General features: G+C 63.9%; 16 protein-coding genes. 9 read left to right on the top strand and 7 right to left on the bottom strand.

Annotated elements, in window-relative coordinates; genetic code table 11:
• The first annotated feature begins 1 nt into the window (after position 1).
• The 3 genes from yihA to ACKTSM_RS00070 all read left to right on the top strand — a co-directional run bounded on the left by yihA (position 2) and on the right by ACKTSM_RS00070 (position 3,411).
• Positions 2-676 carry a ribosome biogenesis GTP-binding protein YihA/YsxC gene (yihA, locus tag ACKTSM_RS00080; protein ID WP_407875113.1) on the top strand — a complete coding sequence of 225 codons (675 nt, stop codon included), beginning with the start codon at positions 2-4 and terminating at the stop codon, positions 674-676.
• Positions 677-760: 84 nt separating this feature from the next.
• Positions 761-967 (top strand): dodecin, encoded by a 207-nt coding sequence (locus ACKTSM_RS00075; protein WP_407875112.1) that lies wholly within the window; start codon positions 761-763, stop codon positions 965-967.
• Positions 968-1,221: 254 nt separating this feature from the next.
• Positions 1,222-3,411, top strand: a complete 2,190-nt coding sequence (locus ACKTSM_RS00070; RefSeq protein ID WP_407876379.1) for a M3 family metallopeptidase — start codon at positions 1,222-1,224, stop codon at positions 3,409-3,411.
• Between the two features lie 30 nt (positions 3,412-3,441).
• Here the strand turns inward: ACKTSM_RS00070 and ACKTSM_RS00065 are convergent, their stop codons facing one another.
• Positions 3,442-3,861, bottom strand: a complete 420-nt coding sequence (locus tag ACKTSM_RS00065; protein ID WP_407875111.1) for a VOC family protein — start codon at positions 3,859-3,861, stop codon at positions 3,442-3,444.
• Between the two features lie 126 nt (positions 3,862-3,987).
• Between ACKTSM_RS00065 and ACKTSM_RS00060 the strand changes: the two genes are divergently transcribed.
• Genes ACKTSM_RS00060 through ACKTSM_RS00040 form a run of 5 tightly spaced genes read left to right on the top strand, consistent with a single transcriptional unit; the run spans position 3,988 to position 8,451 of the window.
• The gene (locus tag ACKTSM_RS00060) at positions 3,988-4,647 is read left to right on the top strand and encodes a glutathione S-transferase family protein (protein WP_407875110.1); all 660 of its coding nucleotides are present in this window, start codon (positions 3,988-3,990) and stop codon (positions 4,645-4,647) included.
• A complete protein-coding gene (locus ACKTSM_RS00055; RefSeq protein WP_407875109.1) occupies positions 4,644-5,516 on the top strand; it encodes a S1/P1 nuclease in 873 nt (290 codons plus the stop codon). The genes ACKTSM_RS00060 and ACKTSM_RS00055 overlap by 4 nt, the downstream gene beginning before the upstream one ends.
• The gene (gene dapE, locus ACKTSM_RS00050; RefSeq protein WP_407875108.1) at positions 5,513-6,658 is read left to right on the top strand and encodes a succinyl-diaminopimelate desuccinylase; all 1,146 of its coding nucleotides are present in this window, start codon (positions 5,513-5,515) and stop codon (positions 6,656-6,658) included. Before ACKTSM_RS00055 ends, dapE begins: the two co-directional genes overlap by 4 nt.
• Before the next feature lie 16 nt (positions 6,659-6,674).
• Positions 6,675-7,931, top strand: a complete 1,257-nt coding sequence (locus ACKTSM_RS00045; RefSeq protein ID WP_407875107.1) for a dicarboxylate/amino acid:cation symporter — start codon at positions 6,675-6,677, stop codon at positions 7,929-7,931.
• Positions 7,932-7,956: 25 nt separating this feature from the next.
• Complete coding sequence (locus ACKTSM_RS00040) at positions 7,957-8,451, top strand: nuclear transport factor 2 family protein (RefSeq protein WP_407875106.1); 495 nt, start codon at positions 7,957-7,959, stop codon at positions 8,449-8,451.
• Here ACKTSM_RS00040 and nth read toward each other — a convergent pair whose 3' ends face one another.
• The 3 genes from nth to dapB are packed head-to-tail and all read right to left on the bottom strand — an operon-like array spanning position 8,452 to position 11,027.
• On the bottom strand, positions 8,452-9,102 hold the full coding sequence (nth, locus tag ACKTSM_RS00035) for an endonuclease III (RefSeq protein WP_407875105.1): 651 nt from the start codon (positions 9,100-9,102) through the stop codon (positions 8,452-8,454).
• Positions 9,099-10,271 (bottom strand): M48 family metalloprotease, encoded by a 1,173-nt coding sequence (locus ACKTSM_RS00030; protein WP_407875104.1) that lies wholly within the window; start codon positions 10,269-10,271, stop codon positions 9,099-9,101. The genes nth and ACKTSM_RS00030 overlap by 4 nt, the downstream gene beginning before the upstream one ends.
• Before the next feature lie 27 nt (positions 10,272-10,298).
• Positions 10,299-11,027, bottom strand: coding sequence for a 4-hydroxy-tetrahydrodipicolinate reductase (gene dapB, locus ACKTSM_RS00025; protein ID WP_407875103.1), 729 nt, complete (start codon positions 11,025-11,027; stop codon positions 10,299-10,301).
• Between the two features lie 36 nt (positions 11,028-11,063).
• On the opposite strand from dapB, the gene ACKTSM_RS00020 reads away from it, so the two are divergent.
• Positions 11,064-11,765 (top strand): NAD-dependent deacylase, encoded by a 702-nt coding sequence (locus ACKTSM_RS00020; RefSeq protein WP_407875102.1) that lies wholly within the window; start codon positions 11,064-11,066, stop codon positions 11,763-11,765.
• On the opposite strand, the gene ACKTSM_RS00015 is transcribed toward ACKTSM_RS00020, so the two are convergent.
• The 3 genes from ACKTSM_RS00015 to dnaA all read right to left on the bottom strand — a co-directional run bounded on the left by ACKTSM_RS00015 (position 11,766) and on the right by dnaA (position 14,572).
• Positions 11,766-12,173, bottom strand: a complete 408-nt coding sequence (locus ACKTSM_RS00015) for a YidH family protein (protein ID WP_407875101.1) — start codon at positions 12,171-12,173, stop codon at positions 11,766-11,768.
• Between the two features lie 16 nt (positions 12,174-12,189).
• The gene (locus tag ACKTSM_RS00010) at positions 12,190-12,954 is read right to left on the bottom strand and encodes a HesA/MoeB/ThiF family protein (protein WP_407875100.1); all 765 of its coding nucleotides are present in this window, start codon (positions 12,952-12,954) and stop codon (positions 12,190-12,192) included.
• Between the two features lie 157 nt (positions 12,955-13,111).
• Positions 13,112-14,572 (bottom strand): chromosomal replication initiator protein DnaA, encoded by a 1,461-nt coding sequence (gene dnaA / locus ACKTSM_RS00005; protein WP_407875099.1) that lies wholly within the window; start codon positions 14,570-14,572, stop codon positions 13,112-13,114.
• Between the last annotated feature and the right edge of the window lie 43 nt (positions 14,573-14,615).

The raw sequence follows: 14,615 nt of genomic DNA, 5'->3' as shown, positions 1-14,615 counted from the left end.
CATGACGCCTGAACAGGAACGCGAACAGCAGCACCGCGAAAAACTCGCATCGCGCCTGTTTTCGGGCCGCGTCGACTTTCTCCTGTCAGCGCCTCAGCTCAAGTTCCTGCCCGATCCGACCGTCCCTGAAATCGCCTTTTGCGGACGGTCGAATGTCGGCAAGTCGAGCCTGCTCAACGCGCTCACAGGGCGCAAGGCGATCGCGCGCGCTTCGGTCACTCCGGGCCGCACGCAGGAGCTCAATTTCTTCGAAGTGGGCGACCCGCTCGCCTTCCGCCTGGTCGACATGCCCGGCTATGGCTTTGCAAAGGCGCCGGTCAAGGTGGTCGAACGCTGGAAGAACCTCGTCAAATCCTATCTGCGCGGGCGCCAGGTCCTGGCGCGCAATCTCGTGCTGGTCGATAGCCGGCACGGGCTCAAGGATGTCGACCGCGAGATGATGAAAATGCTCGACGAGGCGGCGGTCGGATACCGGATCGTGCTGACCAAGACCGACAAGATCAAGGCGAGCACGCTCGACGCGGTCGCAGCCGAAGTCGCCGAGGAAGCGCGCAAGCACCCTGCCGCGCACCCGCAAATGCACCTCACCAGCGCCGAAAAGGGCATGGGCATCGCCGCGCTGCGCGCTGCGGTGGTCGAGGACGCTCTGGGCCAGGAGTGGTTCTCCAAAGGCTGACCAAGCGCGGCCTTTCGGGGGCCGAAACCCTTTCTCGTGCATTGGCTCGACAGGGCCAGCATCAAATTGGGGAAGGAACGGGCCATGTCCGATCACAATTACAAGATCATCGAAATCGTAGGCAGTTCGACCAAATCGGTCGATGACGCGATCCGCGGCGCGGTCAAACGCGCGAGCGAGACGGTGCACAATCTCGGCTGGTTCGAAGTGGTCGAGACCCGCGGCCATATCGAAGGCGGCGAGGTCGCGCATTTTCAGGTCCACCTCAAGATCGGCTTCACCCTCGACTGATCGGCGGTTTTCCGTCGGGCAGGAGGCTGCAGGTGCGCAGGCTTGCAATTTGCGCTCATCCCCTGTTCAAGCCGCAGCATAGAACAACCCCGTTCACGATGAACAAGGGGTGCCGTGACGGCCACGCCGCCGCCCGGCGCACCCGACAGACAGAAAGCGACCCATCAATGACCGCTCGCAAACTCACGACGATGTTTACCACCGTATCGGCAGCCGCGCTGCTCGCCGGATGCGCAACCTATGCAGAAGGCAATATGGACCCGATTTCGCAGGCCGAGGCCGCGGCTGAATACAATCCGGCCATCCCCGAAGGAACCGGCTATTTCGCTTCGGACAGCACGCTGCCGTTTCACGCGCCCGATTTCGCCAGGATCAGCGAAGACGATTACATTCCCGCCTTCGAACAGGGCATGGAAATCCAGCTCGCCGAAGTGCAGGCCATCATCGACAACCCGGCCGCGCCGGACTTTGAAAACACCATCGTCGCGCTCGAGAAATCGGGCGCCATGCTGGGCCGCGTCGCATCGGTCTTCTTCCAGCTGACCGGCACCAACACCACTGACAAGCTCGACGAGATCAACACCGAGATCTCGCCGCGCCTGTCGGCCCATTTCGACAGCATCACGCTCAATCCCGAGCTCTTCGCCCGGGTCAAGGCGGTCTATGACAACCGCGCTGCGATGACGATGACGGTAGAGGATGCGCGACTGCTCGAAAACACCTATCGCGACATGGTCCAGGCCGGCGCGCTGCTGTCCGAGGCCGAGCGCGAGCAGGTCAAGGCGATCAACACGCAGCTTTCCACGCTCACTACAGAATTCGGTCAGCTGGCGCGCGATGCCATGGCCGACCAGCCGCTGATCGTCGACACCCGCGAAGAGCTTGCCGGCCTGTCCGACAGTGACATCCAGGCCGCAGCCGCGCTGGCCGCTGAAAAGGGGCACGAGGGCAAATACGCGATCGCGCTCCAGAACACGACGCAGCAGCCGCTCCTGCCCGTGCTCGAGAACCGCGCGACCCGCGAAAAGCTGTTCCGCCTCAGCCATGACCGTGCCGACGGCACCTATGCGGTCGATACCCGCGACCTGATCGCGCGTATTGCGCTGTTGCGCGCCGAGAAGGCGGCGCTGTTCGGCAAGCCCGACTGGGCGAGCTACACCATGTATGACCGCATGGCGAAGGAACCCGCGACCGCTCTCGGCTTCATGGAGCAGATGGTCCCCGCGCTCGCTGCCACCCAACGCCGCGAGGCCGCGATGCTCAACGAGGCGATTGCTGCCGATGGCGGCGATTTCACCGTCCAGCCGTGGGACTGGTACCGCTATGCCAACAAGATCAAGGCCGAGCAGTATGATCTCGATGAAGACGCGGTGATGGAATATTTCGTGCTCGAGAACGTACTCGAGGACGGCATCTTCCACATGGCTAAGGAGCTTTACGGCCTCACCTTCGAACGACGCACCGACCTGCCGGTCTATCACCCCGACGTATGGGTCTACACCGTGTTCGAGGAAGACGGCAGCGAGCTTGGCCTGTTCTATTTCGACCCGTTCCAGCGCCCCAGCAAGCGCGGCGGCGCGTGGATGGGCAATTTCGTCGACCAGAGCCATATGACGGGAAACAAGCCGGTCATCTACAACGTGCTCAACATACCCAAGGCGCCCGATGGCGAGGTGCAACTGGTCAGTTTTGACTGGGTCAACACCGCGTTCCACGAATTCGGCCACGCGGTTCACGGCATGTTCGCCGACCAGCGCTATGAGAGCCTGTCTGGCACCGCGACCGCGCGCGATTTCGTCGAATATCCCAGCCAGGTCCACGAGATGTGGGCGACCTGGCCTTCGGTCCTGTCGAACTATGCCAAGCATTACGAGACCGGCGAGACGATCCCGGCCGAGATGATCGAGCGGATCGAGGCGGCGGCAAAGTTCAACCAGGGCTACGATTTCGGCGAGGTGGTCGAGGCCGCTCTGCTCGACATGAAATGGCACGCGCTCTCGCCCGATGAGGCGCGCGCGCTGGTCGGCAACCCCGAGGCGGTCGATGCCTTCGAACGCCGCTCGCTGACCGATCTCGGGCTCGAGATCGACCTGGTGCCGCCGCGCTATCGCAGCACCTATTTCAATCACATCTTCTCGTCGCCTGCGGGCTATTCGGCCGGCTATTACAGCTATCTGTGGACCGAGATGCTCGACCGTGACAGCCGCGAATGGTTCCGCCAGAACGGCGGCCTCACCCGCGCCAACGGCCAGCATTACCGTGACACCGTGCTGAGCCGCGGCGGGACGATGGACTACTTCGAGATGTTCGAGAACTTCGCGGGGCGCCAGCCCGACGTCCAGCCCATGCTCGAAGCGCGCGGCCTGACCGGCAGCGGCGAAGAGGCGGCTGACAGCGAGGTCTCCGACGGTGAGCTTCCGGCAGGCTCGGTCGAAGGGTCGTAATACCCGATCAAGGGGCGGCTATTCGCAGGCTCAGGTCGCGAACAGCTGCCCCTCATCGGCGAAGGCTTTGAATTCAAGCGCATTTCCAGCAGGGTCGCGCAGGAACATCGTTGCCTGCTCACCTGGCCGGTCGCGAAAGCGCACGGTCGGCTCGATCACGAATTGCGTGCCTGCCGCGCGCAGTCTTGCGGCGAGCGCCTCCCATTCCTCCATGGCGAGCACAAGCCCGAAATGCGGGACCGGCACGCCGTGGCCGTCGACGTGGTTCACCGCCTTGTCGCCTGCGCTTTCCGGCGCGAGATGGGCAACGATCTGGTGACCGTGAAAGTCGAAATCGATCCATTCCTCCGAAGATCGCCCTTCCCTGCAGCCGAGCAGGTCGCCGTAAAACCGCCGCGCTGCGGCGAGATCGTCGACGGGAAAAGCGAGGTGGAATGCGGGTCTGGTCATGGGGCAATCCCTTAATCGCATTGCACGGCTCGCGGCAAACCTTGGCGCAGCCACCGTTCACGCTCGACAGGCCCAGAATGAACACCTAGGCATTTGCTCACGCGCATGGTGGAGCACGACAATCCAATGAAGCTGATTATCGGCAACAAGAATTATTCGAGCTGGTCGCTGCGCGGCTGGCTCGCGGCCAAGCAATCGGGACTGGGCTTCGATGAAATCACCGTGCCGATCCTCGGCGAGGCTTGGGACAAGCGCAAGGACAGCGAGGAATTCCAGCCCTCGAGCGGCAAGGTCCCGATCCTTTGGGACGGCGACAACGTGATCTGGGACAGTTTCGCGATCATGGAATATCTCGCCGACAAGGTCGGGCGCGACCGCTTCTGGCCAAAGGACGAGGCCGCGCGCGGCATGGCGCGATCGATGGTCGCCGAGATGCATTCATCCTATGCCGAACTGCGCGCCGAATTGCCGATGAACGTGCGCCGCCGGATCGAGCTGAAAGAGGTTTCCGACACGACTCGCCAGCAGATCGTCCGGGTGCTTCAGCTATGGGCCGAAGCGCGCGCACGCCATGGCAGCGCCGGGCCGTTCCTGTTCGGCACGTTCGGTGCTGCAGACATTTTCTACGCCCCGGTCGTGAGCCGGTTCGTGACTTACGGGATCGGGGTTCCGGGCTTTGCGCAAAGCTACATGGAAGCGATCTGGGAACACGCCTGGATGCAGGAATGGATCAATGCCTCTGAGGACGAGGAATGGGTGATCGAGCAATACGAGGCCATCGGATGAGAAACCTTGTCGTCATTTTGTGCGCATTCGCGCTGCTCGTTCCCGCGCCGGCATCGGCCTGGGGATTTTTCGCGCACCGCAAGACCGCCGAGATCGCCGAGGCCAATGTCTCGCCGGAAACTCGCGCCAAGATCGCCCGACTGATGCGTTCCGAGGCGCTTATCGGCACACCCGATTGCGACCTGTCGACCATCGAGGATGCAAGCGTCTGGCCCGATTGCGTGCGCCGCACTTTCTGGCGCTGGGGCTATACCGCCGCCTGGCACTATCGCACCGCGCCGATCTGCGAGGCCTACAATGCGCGCGCCAATTGCCCGGGCGGCAATTGCGTCACCGCCCAGATAACCCGCAACCACCGCATTCTGGCCGATGAAAGCCTGCCCGATCACGTCCGGCTTCAGGCGCTCGCCTTCATGGTTCATTTCGCAGGTGACGTGCACATGCCGCTCCATTCGGGCGACAAGGGCGATCGCGGCGGCAATGATCGCGAGGCCGATTACGGGATCGTGCCGGGTTTGAACCTGCACTGGATCTGGGACGGCCCGCTGGCCGAGCGCGCAATCAGCGATCCCGCCGATCCGGTCGTGCGGCGCTACTCGGCACAAGAACGTGCGGAGCTGGCGGGCGGCAACCCGGGCGAATGGGGCCGCGAAAGCTGGGCGATCAGCCGCGAATTCGTCTATCCGACAGCGTTCGACACCGAGGATGTCTGTAGCACCGAATTGCCCGGCGAGACCGCGCTGACGCAGGAAGACATCGTGCGCGGGGTGCCGATTGCCAAGCGCCGGGTGCAGCAGGCGGGTATCCGCATCGCCCACCTGCTGGAGACCGCCTTCGCTCCCGGTCCGCTGCCCGAGCCGGCGCGATGAGCGAAGCGCTCGATTACGCCAGGCGGCTCCTCGCCGAAGCCAGCGTCACGCCCGCCACGGGCAGCGTCTTCGACGCGCTGGAAGCGATGCTCGCCCCGCTCGGTTTCGACATCCACCGCTTCACCCGAGGCGAGGGCGAAGCGGGAAGCGACGAGGCGCCGGTCGAGAACCTGTTTGCGATCCGCCGCGGGCCCGAAGGCTCCGGTCATTTCGCCTTTGCCGGTCATCTCGACGTGGTCCCGCCGGGCGAGGGCTGGCGGTTCGACCCGTTCGAGCCGACCGAACATGGCGACCTGCTTTACGGGCGTGGCGCGGTCGACATGAAAGGTTCGATTGCCTGCATGGTCGAGGCGGTCAAGCACGTGCCGGCAGAGGCGGGCACAATCAGCTTCATCATCACCGGCGACGAGGAGGGTCCCGCGCTGCACGGCACCCGCGCGCTGATCGACTACATGGAGGCCGAAGGGATCAAGCCCGATCTGTGCCTTGTCGGCGAACCCACCAGCGTCAACCAGCTGGGCGACATGATGAAGATCGGGCGGCGCGGCTCGGTCAATATCTGGCTCAAGGTCGAAGGCACGCAGGGCCATGTCGCCTATCCGCATCTCGCCGACAACCCGGTGCCCAAGCTCGTCGCCATGCTGGCCGAACTTGACGCGCTCACGCTCGATACCGGGACCGACTGGTTTCAGCCTTCCAATCTCGAGATCACCGATATCGAGGTCGGCAACAAGGCGCACAATGTCATTCCCGCCGAGGCGCGGGCGCGCATCTCGATCCGCTTCAACGATGTCCATACCGGCCAGAGCCTGTCCGAGCGCGTCGCCGCCATCGCCGAGAAACACGGCGGTTCCGCACTGCCGATAATCTCGGGCGAGCCGTTCCTGACCGAACCGGGCTCGTTCTCGAACATGCTCGCCGATGCGATCGAGGCGGAAACCGGCATCCGGCCCGAGCAATCGACCACCGGCGGTACGTCGGATGCGCGCTTCTTGCGCAGCGTGTGCCCGGTGATCGAGTTCGGCCTGTGCAACGCGACAATGCACAAACGCGACGAGGCGGTAGCCATACCCGACCTTGATCGGCTAGCGCGGATTTACACGAATGCCGCGTTGGGAGCGCTGGCGCTCGAGACAGAATAACGGACGGGGAGATCCGATGAAGGCCTGGTTTGCAATTCCGCTGTGGCAACGCGTCATTGGCGCGCTCATTCTCGGTATCATCGTCGGCTATCTCTGGGGACCCGGTGCCGAAAGCATCAAGATCATCGGCGATATCTTCATCGCCTTCATCAAGATGCTGGTCGTCCCGCTGATCTTCTTCAGCCTCGTCGCTGGCGTCGCCTCGATCGGCGATTTGCGCAAGCTCGGCGATGTCGGGTGGCGCGCGCTCTTGCTGTTCGTGGTGACCGGGCAGCTCGCCGTGTGGCTGGGGCTGGGCCTCGGCACTATATTGCAGCCGGGATCGGGCCTCGATGCGAGCGGGATGCAATTGGATGCCGCAGCGCTCGAACGCGCGCAGGAGCGGCAATCCGACGGCGTCACGATCGAGCAGATGGTGCTTGAAATGGTGCCGTCGAGCCCGGTCCAGGTCATGGCCGATGTCAATGTCCTGCCGCTAATCGTCTTCTCGCTCCTGATCGGCGTCGGTATCCTGATGGCGAAGGAAGAGGGCGGCCCGGTTCTCAAGATCTTCGAAAGCGGCAGCATTGTCATGCAGAAGGTGACGATGGTCGTGATGGAACTCACCCCGTTCGGCGTGTTCGCGCTGATGGCGTGGGTCGCTGGCACGCTCGGGCTCGATGCGCTCGCCGCGCTCGGCCAGCTGGTTGCATTGAACTATGTCGGCTGCCTGCTGATCATCGGCCTGATCTATGGCGGGATGATCAAGTTCATCGCGCGGCTGCCAGTGATCGATTTCTTCCGCGGCATCGTCGATGCGATCGCGGTGAGCTATTCCACCGCCAGCTCGAACGCGACGCTGCCGGTGACCTTGCGCTGCGCCCAGCGCAATCTCGGTATCTCGAATTCGGTATCGAGCTTCGTCATCAGCCTGGGCGCGACGATCAACATGAACGGCACCGCGATGTATCTGGGCCTTGCGACCCTGTTCGGCGCGCAGGTCTTCGGCGTCGAACTGGGCCTTGCCGAATACGTCACGATCTCGATCCTCGGTACGCTCGGAGCCATCGGCGCGGCGGGTATTCCGGGGGCGGGCCTCATCATGATGGTGCTGGTCTTTAGCGCGGTCGGCGTGCCGCTCGAAACCATCGCGCTGGTCGCTGGCGTCGACCGGATCATGGACATGATGCGCACCACCACCAATGTAAGCGGCGACGCTGCCGTGGCGACCACGGTGGCAAGCATGACGAACGAGATCGACCGTGCCGAGATGATCAGCGCGGATGATGTCTGATCGATCCATTGGGGGGAAAATTGGAATGAAGAGAATTGCGATCAGCATAGCAGCGCTTGCACTTGCGGCGTGCTCGCCGTCCGACAACGAGACGGCGCAAAGCGGTGATGACTGGGCCACGGCTCAGGCCACTGCCGCAAGCCTTTACGATGCCTTTGCTGCCGGGAACATGGACCGCATCGCGGCGCTGCTCGGCGACGATGTCCAATGGGTTGAGGCCGAAGGTGGCCCTTACGAGGCTGGCAATCCCTATGTCGGGGTCGAAGGCGTGGGCGCAGGCGTGTTCGGACCTATCGGCGAAAGCTATGAGGGATTTGCCGCGACGCCCGAGCGATACACGACCGAAGGTAATCGGGTCGTGGTCGAAGGGCGCTATACCGGCACCCATCGCGAAACCGGCGAAACGCTCGATGCGCAATTCGTGCATGTCTACACCATCGACGGCGAGACGATCGAGGCGATGCAGCAATACACCGACACATATCAATGGCGCGCGGTAGAAGGCAGCCTTGGCAATTGATCAGCGCCCCTTGGGCTTCTCCAGCACTTTCTTCCGGTAGCTGCAGAGGTCCACCACCGGGCAGCGCCAGCATTCGGGCGTGCGCGCCTTGCAGACATAGCGACCGTGCAGGATCAGCCAGTGGTGCGCGTGCAGGCGAAAGGGCTGGGGCACGCGCTTTTCCAGTTTTTCCTCTACCGCCTCGGGTGTCTTGCCCTTGGCAAGCCCCGTTCGGTTGCCGACGCGCAAAATGTGGGTGTCGACCGCGAAGGTCTCCTGCTTGAACCAGCAATTGAGCACGACATTGGCGGTCTTGCGCCCGACACCGGGTAACCGCACCAGATCCCCGCGCGTCTCTGGCACTTCGCCGCCATATTCGTCGACAAGCAGCTGCGACAAGGCGATCACGTTCTTCGCCTTGGAATTGAACAGCCCGATCGTCCGGATGTGCTCGGTCAGCCCTTCGAGCCCGAGGTCGAGCATCTGCTCGGGCGTTTCCACCTTCGCAAACAGCGCACGCGTCGCCTTGTTGACCCCCACATCGGTTGCCTGCGCGCTCAGCGCGACCGCGACCACGAGCTGGTAGGCATTGCCGTATTCCAGCTCGGTCTCGGGTTCGGGATTGTCTTCGGCGAGCCTTCGAAAAAACTCGAAGATTTGGTCTTTTGTCACTCGCCCTCGCTCGATCCCAAATTTTTAGCCTTCCACTCCATCGCCGAGCTCACCCGATTTTCGACCGTGGGGTGGGTGTAGAACAGCGCCTCCTCGAGGTCGCCTGCGAGCGGGTAGCGGTATTCGGCGGTCTTGATCAGGGCGCCGGACAGCGCATCGGGCAGGTTCACCGTGCGCAGCGAATAGGCGTCGGCCTCGCGCTCGCCCATCCGGGTGAAGGTGTTGAGGACCGGCTGGGCTAGGGTGAAAATCAGCCCGAGCACGAAGGTGAGCACCGCGATCCCGCGCACATCGGAAAGCTCGGCCGTGCCGCCGAAACGCCGTGCGAACCAGCTATAGGTGCGGTCGGTGAAAAAGAAGCCCAGCAGCGCCAGGACGGCGATCACCGCGACCGAGCGCCAGACATGGCCGAGCACGTAATGGCCGATCTCGTGGCCCGTTACCGCTTTCACCTCGTCGAGCGAGGCTTCGTCCATCGCGACGTCGGAGATCGCGATTCGCGCAGCCCCGCCGATCCCCGACACATTAGCGGTGAAATTGTTCGACTGACGCGAACCGTCATACATGAAGATCCTGTCCGCGGGGATGCCCGCTTCGGCGCCAAGGGCATGGACGGCATCGCGCACCTCGCCTTCGGGAATCGGTTCGTAGGTGTTGAACATCCGTTCGATCACCGGGCTGAGCGTCAGCAGCGCGAGTGCGGCAAATGCCCCGACAAACAGGCCCGACCAAAGCCACCACAGCTTGCCGCTTTTGCGGATCAGCGCATAGACCCCGACGAACAGCAGCGAGAGCAGCACGCTGGACACCAGCATTCCGAGCGCGCCCTGCGACAGGAAATCGCCGAGCGGCTGGCTGGTGCGGCCGAACGCGCTCTCGCGGTACCACTGGGTATAGATTGAATAGGGCAGGGCGATGAGATTGCTCACCACGCCGAACAACAAGGCGACCGCGAAGACGCGCAGGTTCTGCCACCTGTCGCTAATCTTCGAAAAAGCCCAGTCGAGCACGCCGCTGCGCACTATCAGCCATGTGACGATCGCGCTGACGATGAGCCCTGCAAGGATCAACCAGTGATTGCCGGTGGTATAGGCGCGTGCAAGCTCGAGCTCTTCGGCCGAAAGCGTGTTCATCCATGCCGCGGTCGCGGCCTGCGGTTCGAAACTCATGTCATCCCCTCCCGTTTGGCGTGCCCCTCAGAGCGCGAGCACGTCCCCCATCGTGTAGCGCCCCGGCGCCTTTCCTATCAGCCAGCGTCCGGCGCGCACCGCGCCGCGGGCGAAGATCATGCGGTTCTCGGCCGAATGCGCGATCGTCAGCCGTTCCTCGCTGCCGGCGAAGATGACCGAGTGATCGCCTGCCACCGTGCCGCCGCGCAGGGCGGCAAATCCGATCGTCCCCTCGCCGCGTGCTCCGGTCTGGCCGTGCCGCCCGCTTTCCATGTGGTCGCCAAGCGCGATGCCGCGCGCTTCCGCCGCCGCTTCGCCGAGCAGCATCGCAGTGCCAGAAGGCGCATCGACCTTGGCGCGGTGATGCATTTCGAGCACTTCGATGTCCCAGTCAGGCCCCAGCCTTTGTGCCGCCTCGCGCACCAGGTGCGCCATCAGAGTGACGCCGAGCGAAGTGTTGCCGGTCTGCAGGACGGGGATGGTGCGCGCGGCCTCGTCAATCAGCGCATGATGCGACGTCTCGAGGCCGGTGGTGCCGACAAGGATCGGCAGGCTTGCCGCCCGCGCCGCGGCGAGGTTGGCTTCGAGCGCGGCGGGGGCGGAAAAGTCGATGACGCCTTCGCACCCTCCAAGCGCGTCGCCGACGTCATCGCCTTCATCGATCCCGGCGCCCAGCGTCTCGCCCGCATCCGCAAGCGCCTGCTCGATGGCCGCGCCCATGCGGCCCTTGTGCCCGATGACGGCGAATTGTGCCATTGATTGCAACGCCCCTTGCATGCTGAATGGCGAGCTATGGCAGGAAACGAACACATCGTCATCCTCACAGGGGCCGGGATATCCGCAGAAAGCGGGATCGACACCTTTCGCTCGGCAGGCGGACTGTGGGAGCAGCACCGGGTCGAGGATGTCGCGACGCCCGAGGGCTTCGCGCGCGATCCCGATCTCGTGCTCGGCTTTTACGATAGGCGCCGCGAAGCGCTGGCCAATGTCGAGCCGAATCCTGCGCACGCCGCGCTCGCCCGGCTCGAACGCGAATTTGCCGGAAGGCTTCTGCTGGTGACCCAGAATGTCGACGACCTCCACGAACGCGGCGGCTCGGAGCGCGTGCTGCACATGCATGGCGAGCTGAAAAGCGCGTTGTGCAGCGGCTGCGGCGTGCGCTCGCGCTGGGATGCGGCGCTGTCGGACCGCCCGCCATGCCCTTCGTGCAAGGCGCCCAGCTTGCGCCCAGATGTCGTGTGGTTCGGCGAAATGCCATACCGGATGGAGGCGATCTACAAGGCGCTGGCCGAATGCGATTTGTTCGTAAGCATCGGCACCAGCGGGGCGGTCTACCCGGCTGCCGGTTTCGTCCAGGAAGCGGCAGCCTCGGGTGCGCGCACGCTCGAGCTCAACCTCGAGCCGAGCGAGGGCAGTCACCTCTTCGCTGAGCAGCGCCACGGCCCCGCCAGCACGCTGGTACCGCAATGGGTCGACGAGGTGCTCGCCGGCTGATCAGTCGGGAAGGTCGATCGTCCACATGCCGATAGCGAGCAGGAAGCTCGCCAGCGCCATCAATCCCGCGACGAGCCGCAGGTTGGTGGGCTTGATCGGCGAGGCGCGATGCGCGTTCATCCGCACCTGCACCTCGCAGCCATTGCGCTGGGCGGCCCAGAAGATGAAAATGCCGACCAAGATGAACATGGTCGCGATTGCCTTGGGCACCCAAGTCGGCTCGAGCTTGCCGAACAGGGCATTGAAGCCCAGCCCGATCCCGACCGAAGCCAGTCCGGTGCGCATCCACCCGGCAAAGGTGCGCTCATTGGCCATGATGGTGCGATCCTCGGCCCAGTCGGTGCGGTCCTCGGCGAGATCGGTGCGGTCCTCGGCGAGATCGTTCGAAGTCTTTTCGTTGTCGCTCATGTCGTCACCCATGTCGTCACTGGCATCCCTTGCAGGCCGGGTCCTTGGCAATTCGGATGGTGCGCATTCCGGGCTTCATCCCGTCGAGGATGTGGATACGCCCCCACATCGGGTCCCCGAACCGGCTCACGCCGGCAAGCAACACCCGGATCGCCTGCATCGCGGCAAAGCTTCCGGCCCATCCCGCCATGGCGCCGAGCATGCCATCTTCGGCGCAGGTGTCGCAATCCTCGGCATCGAAGGCATCGCCGACATAGCAGCGATAGCACGCCTGCTGCGGCAGATGCCCGGCAAAGGCTCCGACCTGCCCCTGGAAGCGCCCCACCGCGGCCGACAGGAGCGGGACGCGCTCGGCGGTGCAGGCGTCGGACACGGCGAGCCGGGTGGCGAAATTGTCGGTCCCGTCGAGCACCAGGTCAGCGCCCGCGATCAGGTCGCCGACATTGTCCGTGCCGATGCGCGCATCGCTGATCGTGACTTCGAGCACATCGTCGAAATTGGCCAGCCAGCGGCGCGCGCTCGTCGCCTTGCCGTGGCCAACATCGCGGCTGGTAAAGATCGTCTGTCGCTGGAGGTTCGAGACATCGACAGTGTCGTCATCGACGAGCGTGAAGCGTCCGACTCCGGCGGCGGCGAGATATTGCAGCGCCGGACTGCCGATCCCGCCCAGACCGATCAATGCGACATGGCGCGCGGCCAGCGCGACCTGGCCTGCGCCCCCGATCTCGGGAAGCACGATATGGCGCGCGAAACGGTCGAGGCGGGCAGAGGACAGGCTCATGGGACAACCTGTTGGCAGGCTGTGCATGGCTTGTGAATAGGCTGAGGACAGGTCTGTGGGCAGACCTGCGGATAGCCTTGTGGGATTCGGGTTGGCCGAGACTGGTCTGGCGGTGCACGCGCGGTTGAAACGCAGTGCACCGCCAGTGGAATTGAGGTCAGCTTTCCAGCTGCCTCAACAAGCTCCTGACATCGCCGTCCATGTCGGCATCGCGCTGGCGCAAGTCCTCGATCAGCCGGACGGCGTGGATAACCGTCGAGTGATCGCGCCCGCCGAACTTGCGGCCGATTTCGGGATAGGACCGCGGGGTGAGCACCTTGGAGAGGTACATCGCAACCTGGCGCGGACGCACCACCGCGCGCGCACGGCGCTTGGACGACATCTCGCTGCGGTCGATGCGGTAGAACTGGCACACGGTGCGCTGGATCTCGTCGATCGTGATCCGGCGGCGATTGGCCGAAAGGATATCGGTAAGCTGTTCTTCGGCGAGCTGGAGCGAAACCTCCTGCCCGGTCAGCTGGGCGTAAGCGATCAGCTTGTTGAGGCCGCCGACCAACTCGCGGATATTGCGGGTGATCGTGCGCGCGAGGAAATCGATCACGTCCTCGGGCACCGATAGCGGGGCGAAGCGCGAAAGCTTGGATTCGAGGATCTTCTTGCGCAGCTCGATATCGGCGGCCTGGATGTCGGCGACAAGGCCCATCGAGAGGCGGCTGAGCAGGCGCGGTTCGACCCCGTCAAGAGCCTGGGGCGCACGGTCTGCCGCGAAAACCAGCCGCTTGCCTTCGGCCAGCAGCGCGTCAATCGTGTAGAGCAGCTCTTCCTGCGCCGAGGCCTTGCCAATGATGAACTGGATGTCATCGACCAGCAGCAGGTCGAAACTGCGCAGCCGCGCCTTGAATTCGATCATCTGGTTGGCTTTCAGCGCCTGAACGAATTCGACCATGAAACGCTCGGCCGAGCAGTAGAAGATCCGGGCGCGCGGATGCGCCTGGAGAAAGGCGTGCCCGATCGCATGGAGCAGGTGCGTCTTGCCCTGTCCGGTCGCGGCCTTGAGATAGAGCGGCGAGAATTGCGGCTGCTCGGTCGCGGCCATGCGCTCGGCGGCGTTCTTGGCGAGGACATTGGCCTCGCCAGTGACGAAGGCGGCGAAGGTCAGCGACGGGTCCAGCCCCACGCTCGAGGTGAAGCCGGCATCGCCGATCGTGCCCGCGGCAACCGCGATCGCGCTCGCGCCGTCATTGGCGGGGCGGCGACCGTCGTCGATGCGAAGCTCGGGAAGCTGGCGGCGGCCCGGATGGACCTGGATGTTCACGTTGCGCACGTCGCTGCGCACGATCTTCCAGGCCAGCTGGAGCCGGTCGTGGAAGCGGTCCTTCACCCAATTGGCTGAAAACTCGGTGGGCAGGAAAAGGTCGAGCGTGCCGTTTTCCTTGTTGATGCCGCCGACCTGAATCGGCTTGATCCACTGGCTGTGCAGTTGATGGCCGAGATCCTTTCGAAGCCCTTGGCTGATATCGGCCCAGTCGGCGGCGAGGTTCACGGCTTCGGCATCTTCCATCAAGTCCTCGTCCGCCTGGCGACGCGTTGTTCGCGTCTTGTCTATCTTGTGCACCATTGCATCCCCACATCTCCCCCGTCTCCGGAATCGTGTCCGAAGC

It is taken from the genome of Qipengyuania nanhaisediminis (assembly GCF_045862805.1).
GTDB lineage: Bacteria > Pseudomonadota > Alphaproteobacteria > Sphingomonadales > Sphingomonadaceae > Erythrobacter > Erythrobacter nanhaisediminis_A.
This window is presented reverse-complemented; position numbering and strand designations above follow the sequence as displayed.

Bases quoted from the DNA above. Each gene is read 5' to 3' on its own strand.
- yihA (WP_407875113.1), top strand. From the start codon at position 2: ATGACGCCTGAACAGGAACGCGAACAGCAGCACCGCGAAAAACTCGCA.
- ACKTSM_RS00015 (WP_407875101.1), bottom strand. From the start codon at position 12,173: ATGAGCGACAACGAAAAGACTTCGAACGATCTCGCCGAGGACCGCACC.
- ACKTSM_RS00030 (WP_407875104.1), bottom strand. From the start codon at position 10,271: ATGAGTTTCGAACCGCAGGCCGCGACCGCGGCATGGATGAACACGCTT.
- ACKTSM_RS00065 (WP_407875111.1), bottom strand. From the start codon at position 3,861: ATGACCAGACCCGCATTCCACCTCGCTTTTCCCGTCGACGATCTCGCC.
- ACKTSM_RS00040 (WP_407875106.1), top strand. From the start codon at position 7,957: ATGAAGAGAATTGCGATCAGCATAGCAGCGCTTGCACTTGCGGCGTGC.
- ACKTSM_RS00070 (WP_407876379.1), top strand. From the start codon at position 1,222: ATGGACCCGATTTCGCAGGCCGAGGCCGCGGCTGAATACAATCCGGCC.
- ACKTSM_RS00060 (WP_407875110.1), top strand. From the start codon at position 3,988: ATGAAGCTGATTATCGGCAACAAGAATTATTCGAGCTGGTCGCTGCGC.
- ACKTSM_RS00045 (WP_407875107.1), top strand. From the start codon at position 6,675: ATGAAGGCCTGGTTTGCAATTCCGCTGTGGCAACGCGTCATTGGCGCG.
- ACKTSM_RS00010 (WP_407875100.1), bottom strand. From the start codon at position 12,954: ATGAGCCTGTCCTCTGCCCGCCTCGACCGTTTCGCGCGCCATATCGTG.
- ACKTSM_RS00075 (WP_407875112.1), top strand. From the start codon at position 761: ATGTCCGATCACAATTACAAGATCATCGAAATCGTAGGCAGTTCGACC.
- dnaA (WP_407875099.1), bottom strand. From the start codon at position 14,572: ATGGTGCACAAGATAGACAAGACGCGAACAACGCGTCGCCAGGCGGAC.
- dapB (WP_407875103.1), bottom strand. From the start codon at position 11,027: ATGGCACAATTCGCCGTCATCGGGCACAAGGGCCGCATGGGCGCGGCC.
- ACKTSM_RS00055 (WP_407875109.1), top strand. From the start codon at position 4,644: ATGAGAAACCTTGTCGTCATTTTGTGCGCATTCGCGCTGCTCGTTCCC.
- ACKTSM_RS00020 (WP_407875102.1), top strand. From the start codon at position 11,064: ATGGCAGGAAACGAACACATCGTCATCCTCACAGGGGCCGGGATATCC.
- dapE (WP_407875108.1), top strand. From the start codon at position 5,513: ATGAGCGAAGCGCTCGATTACGCCAGGCGGCTCCTCGCCGAAGCCAGC.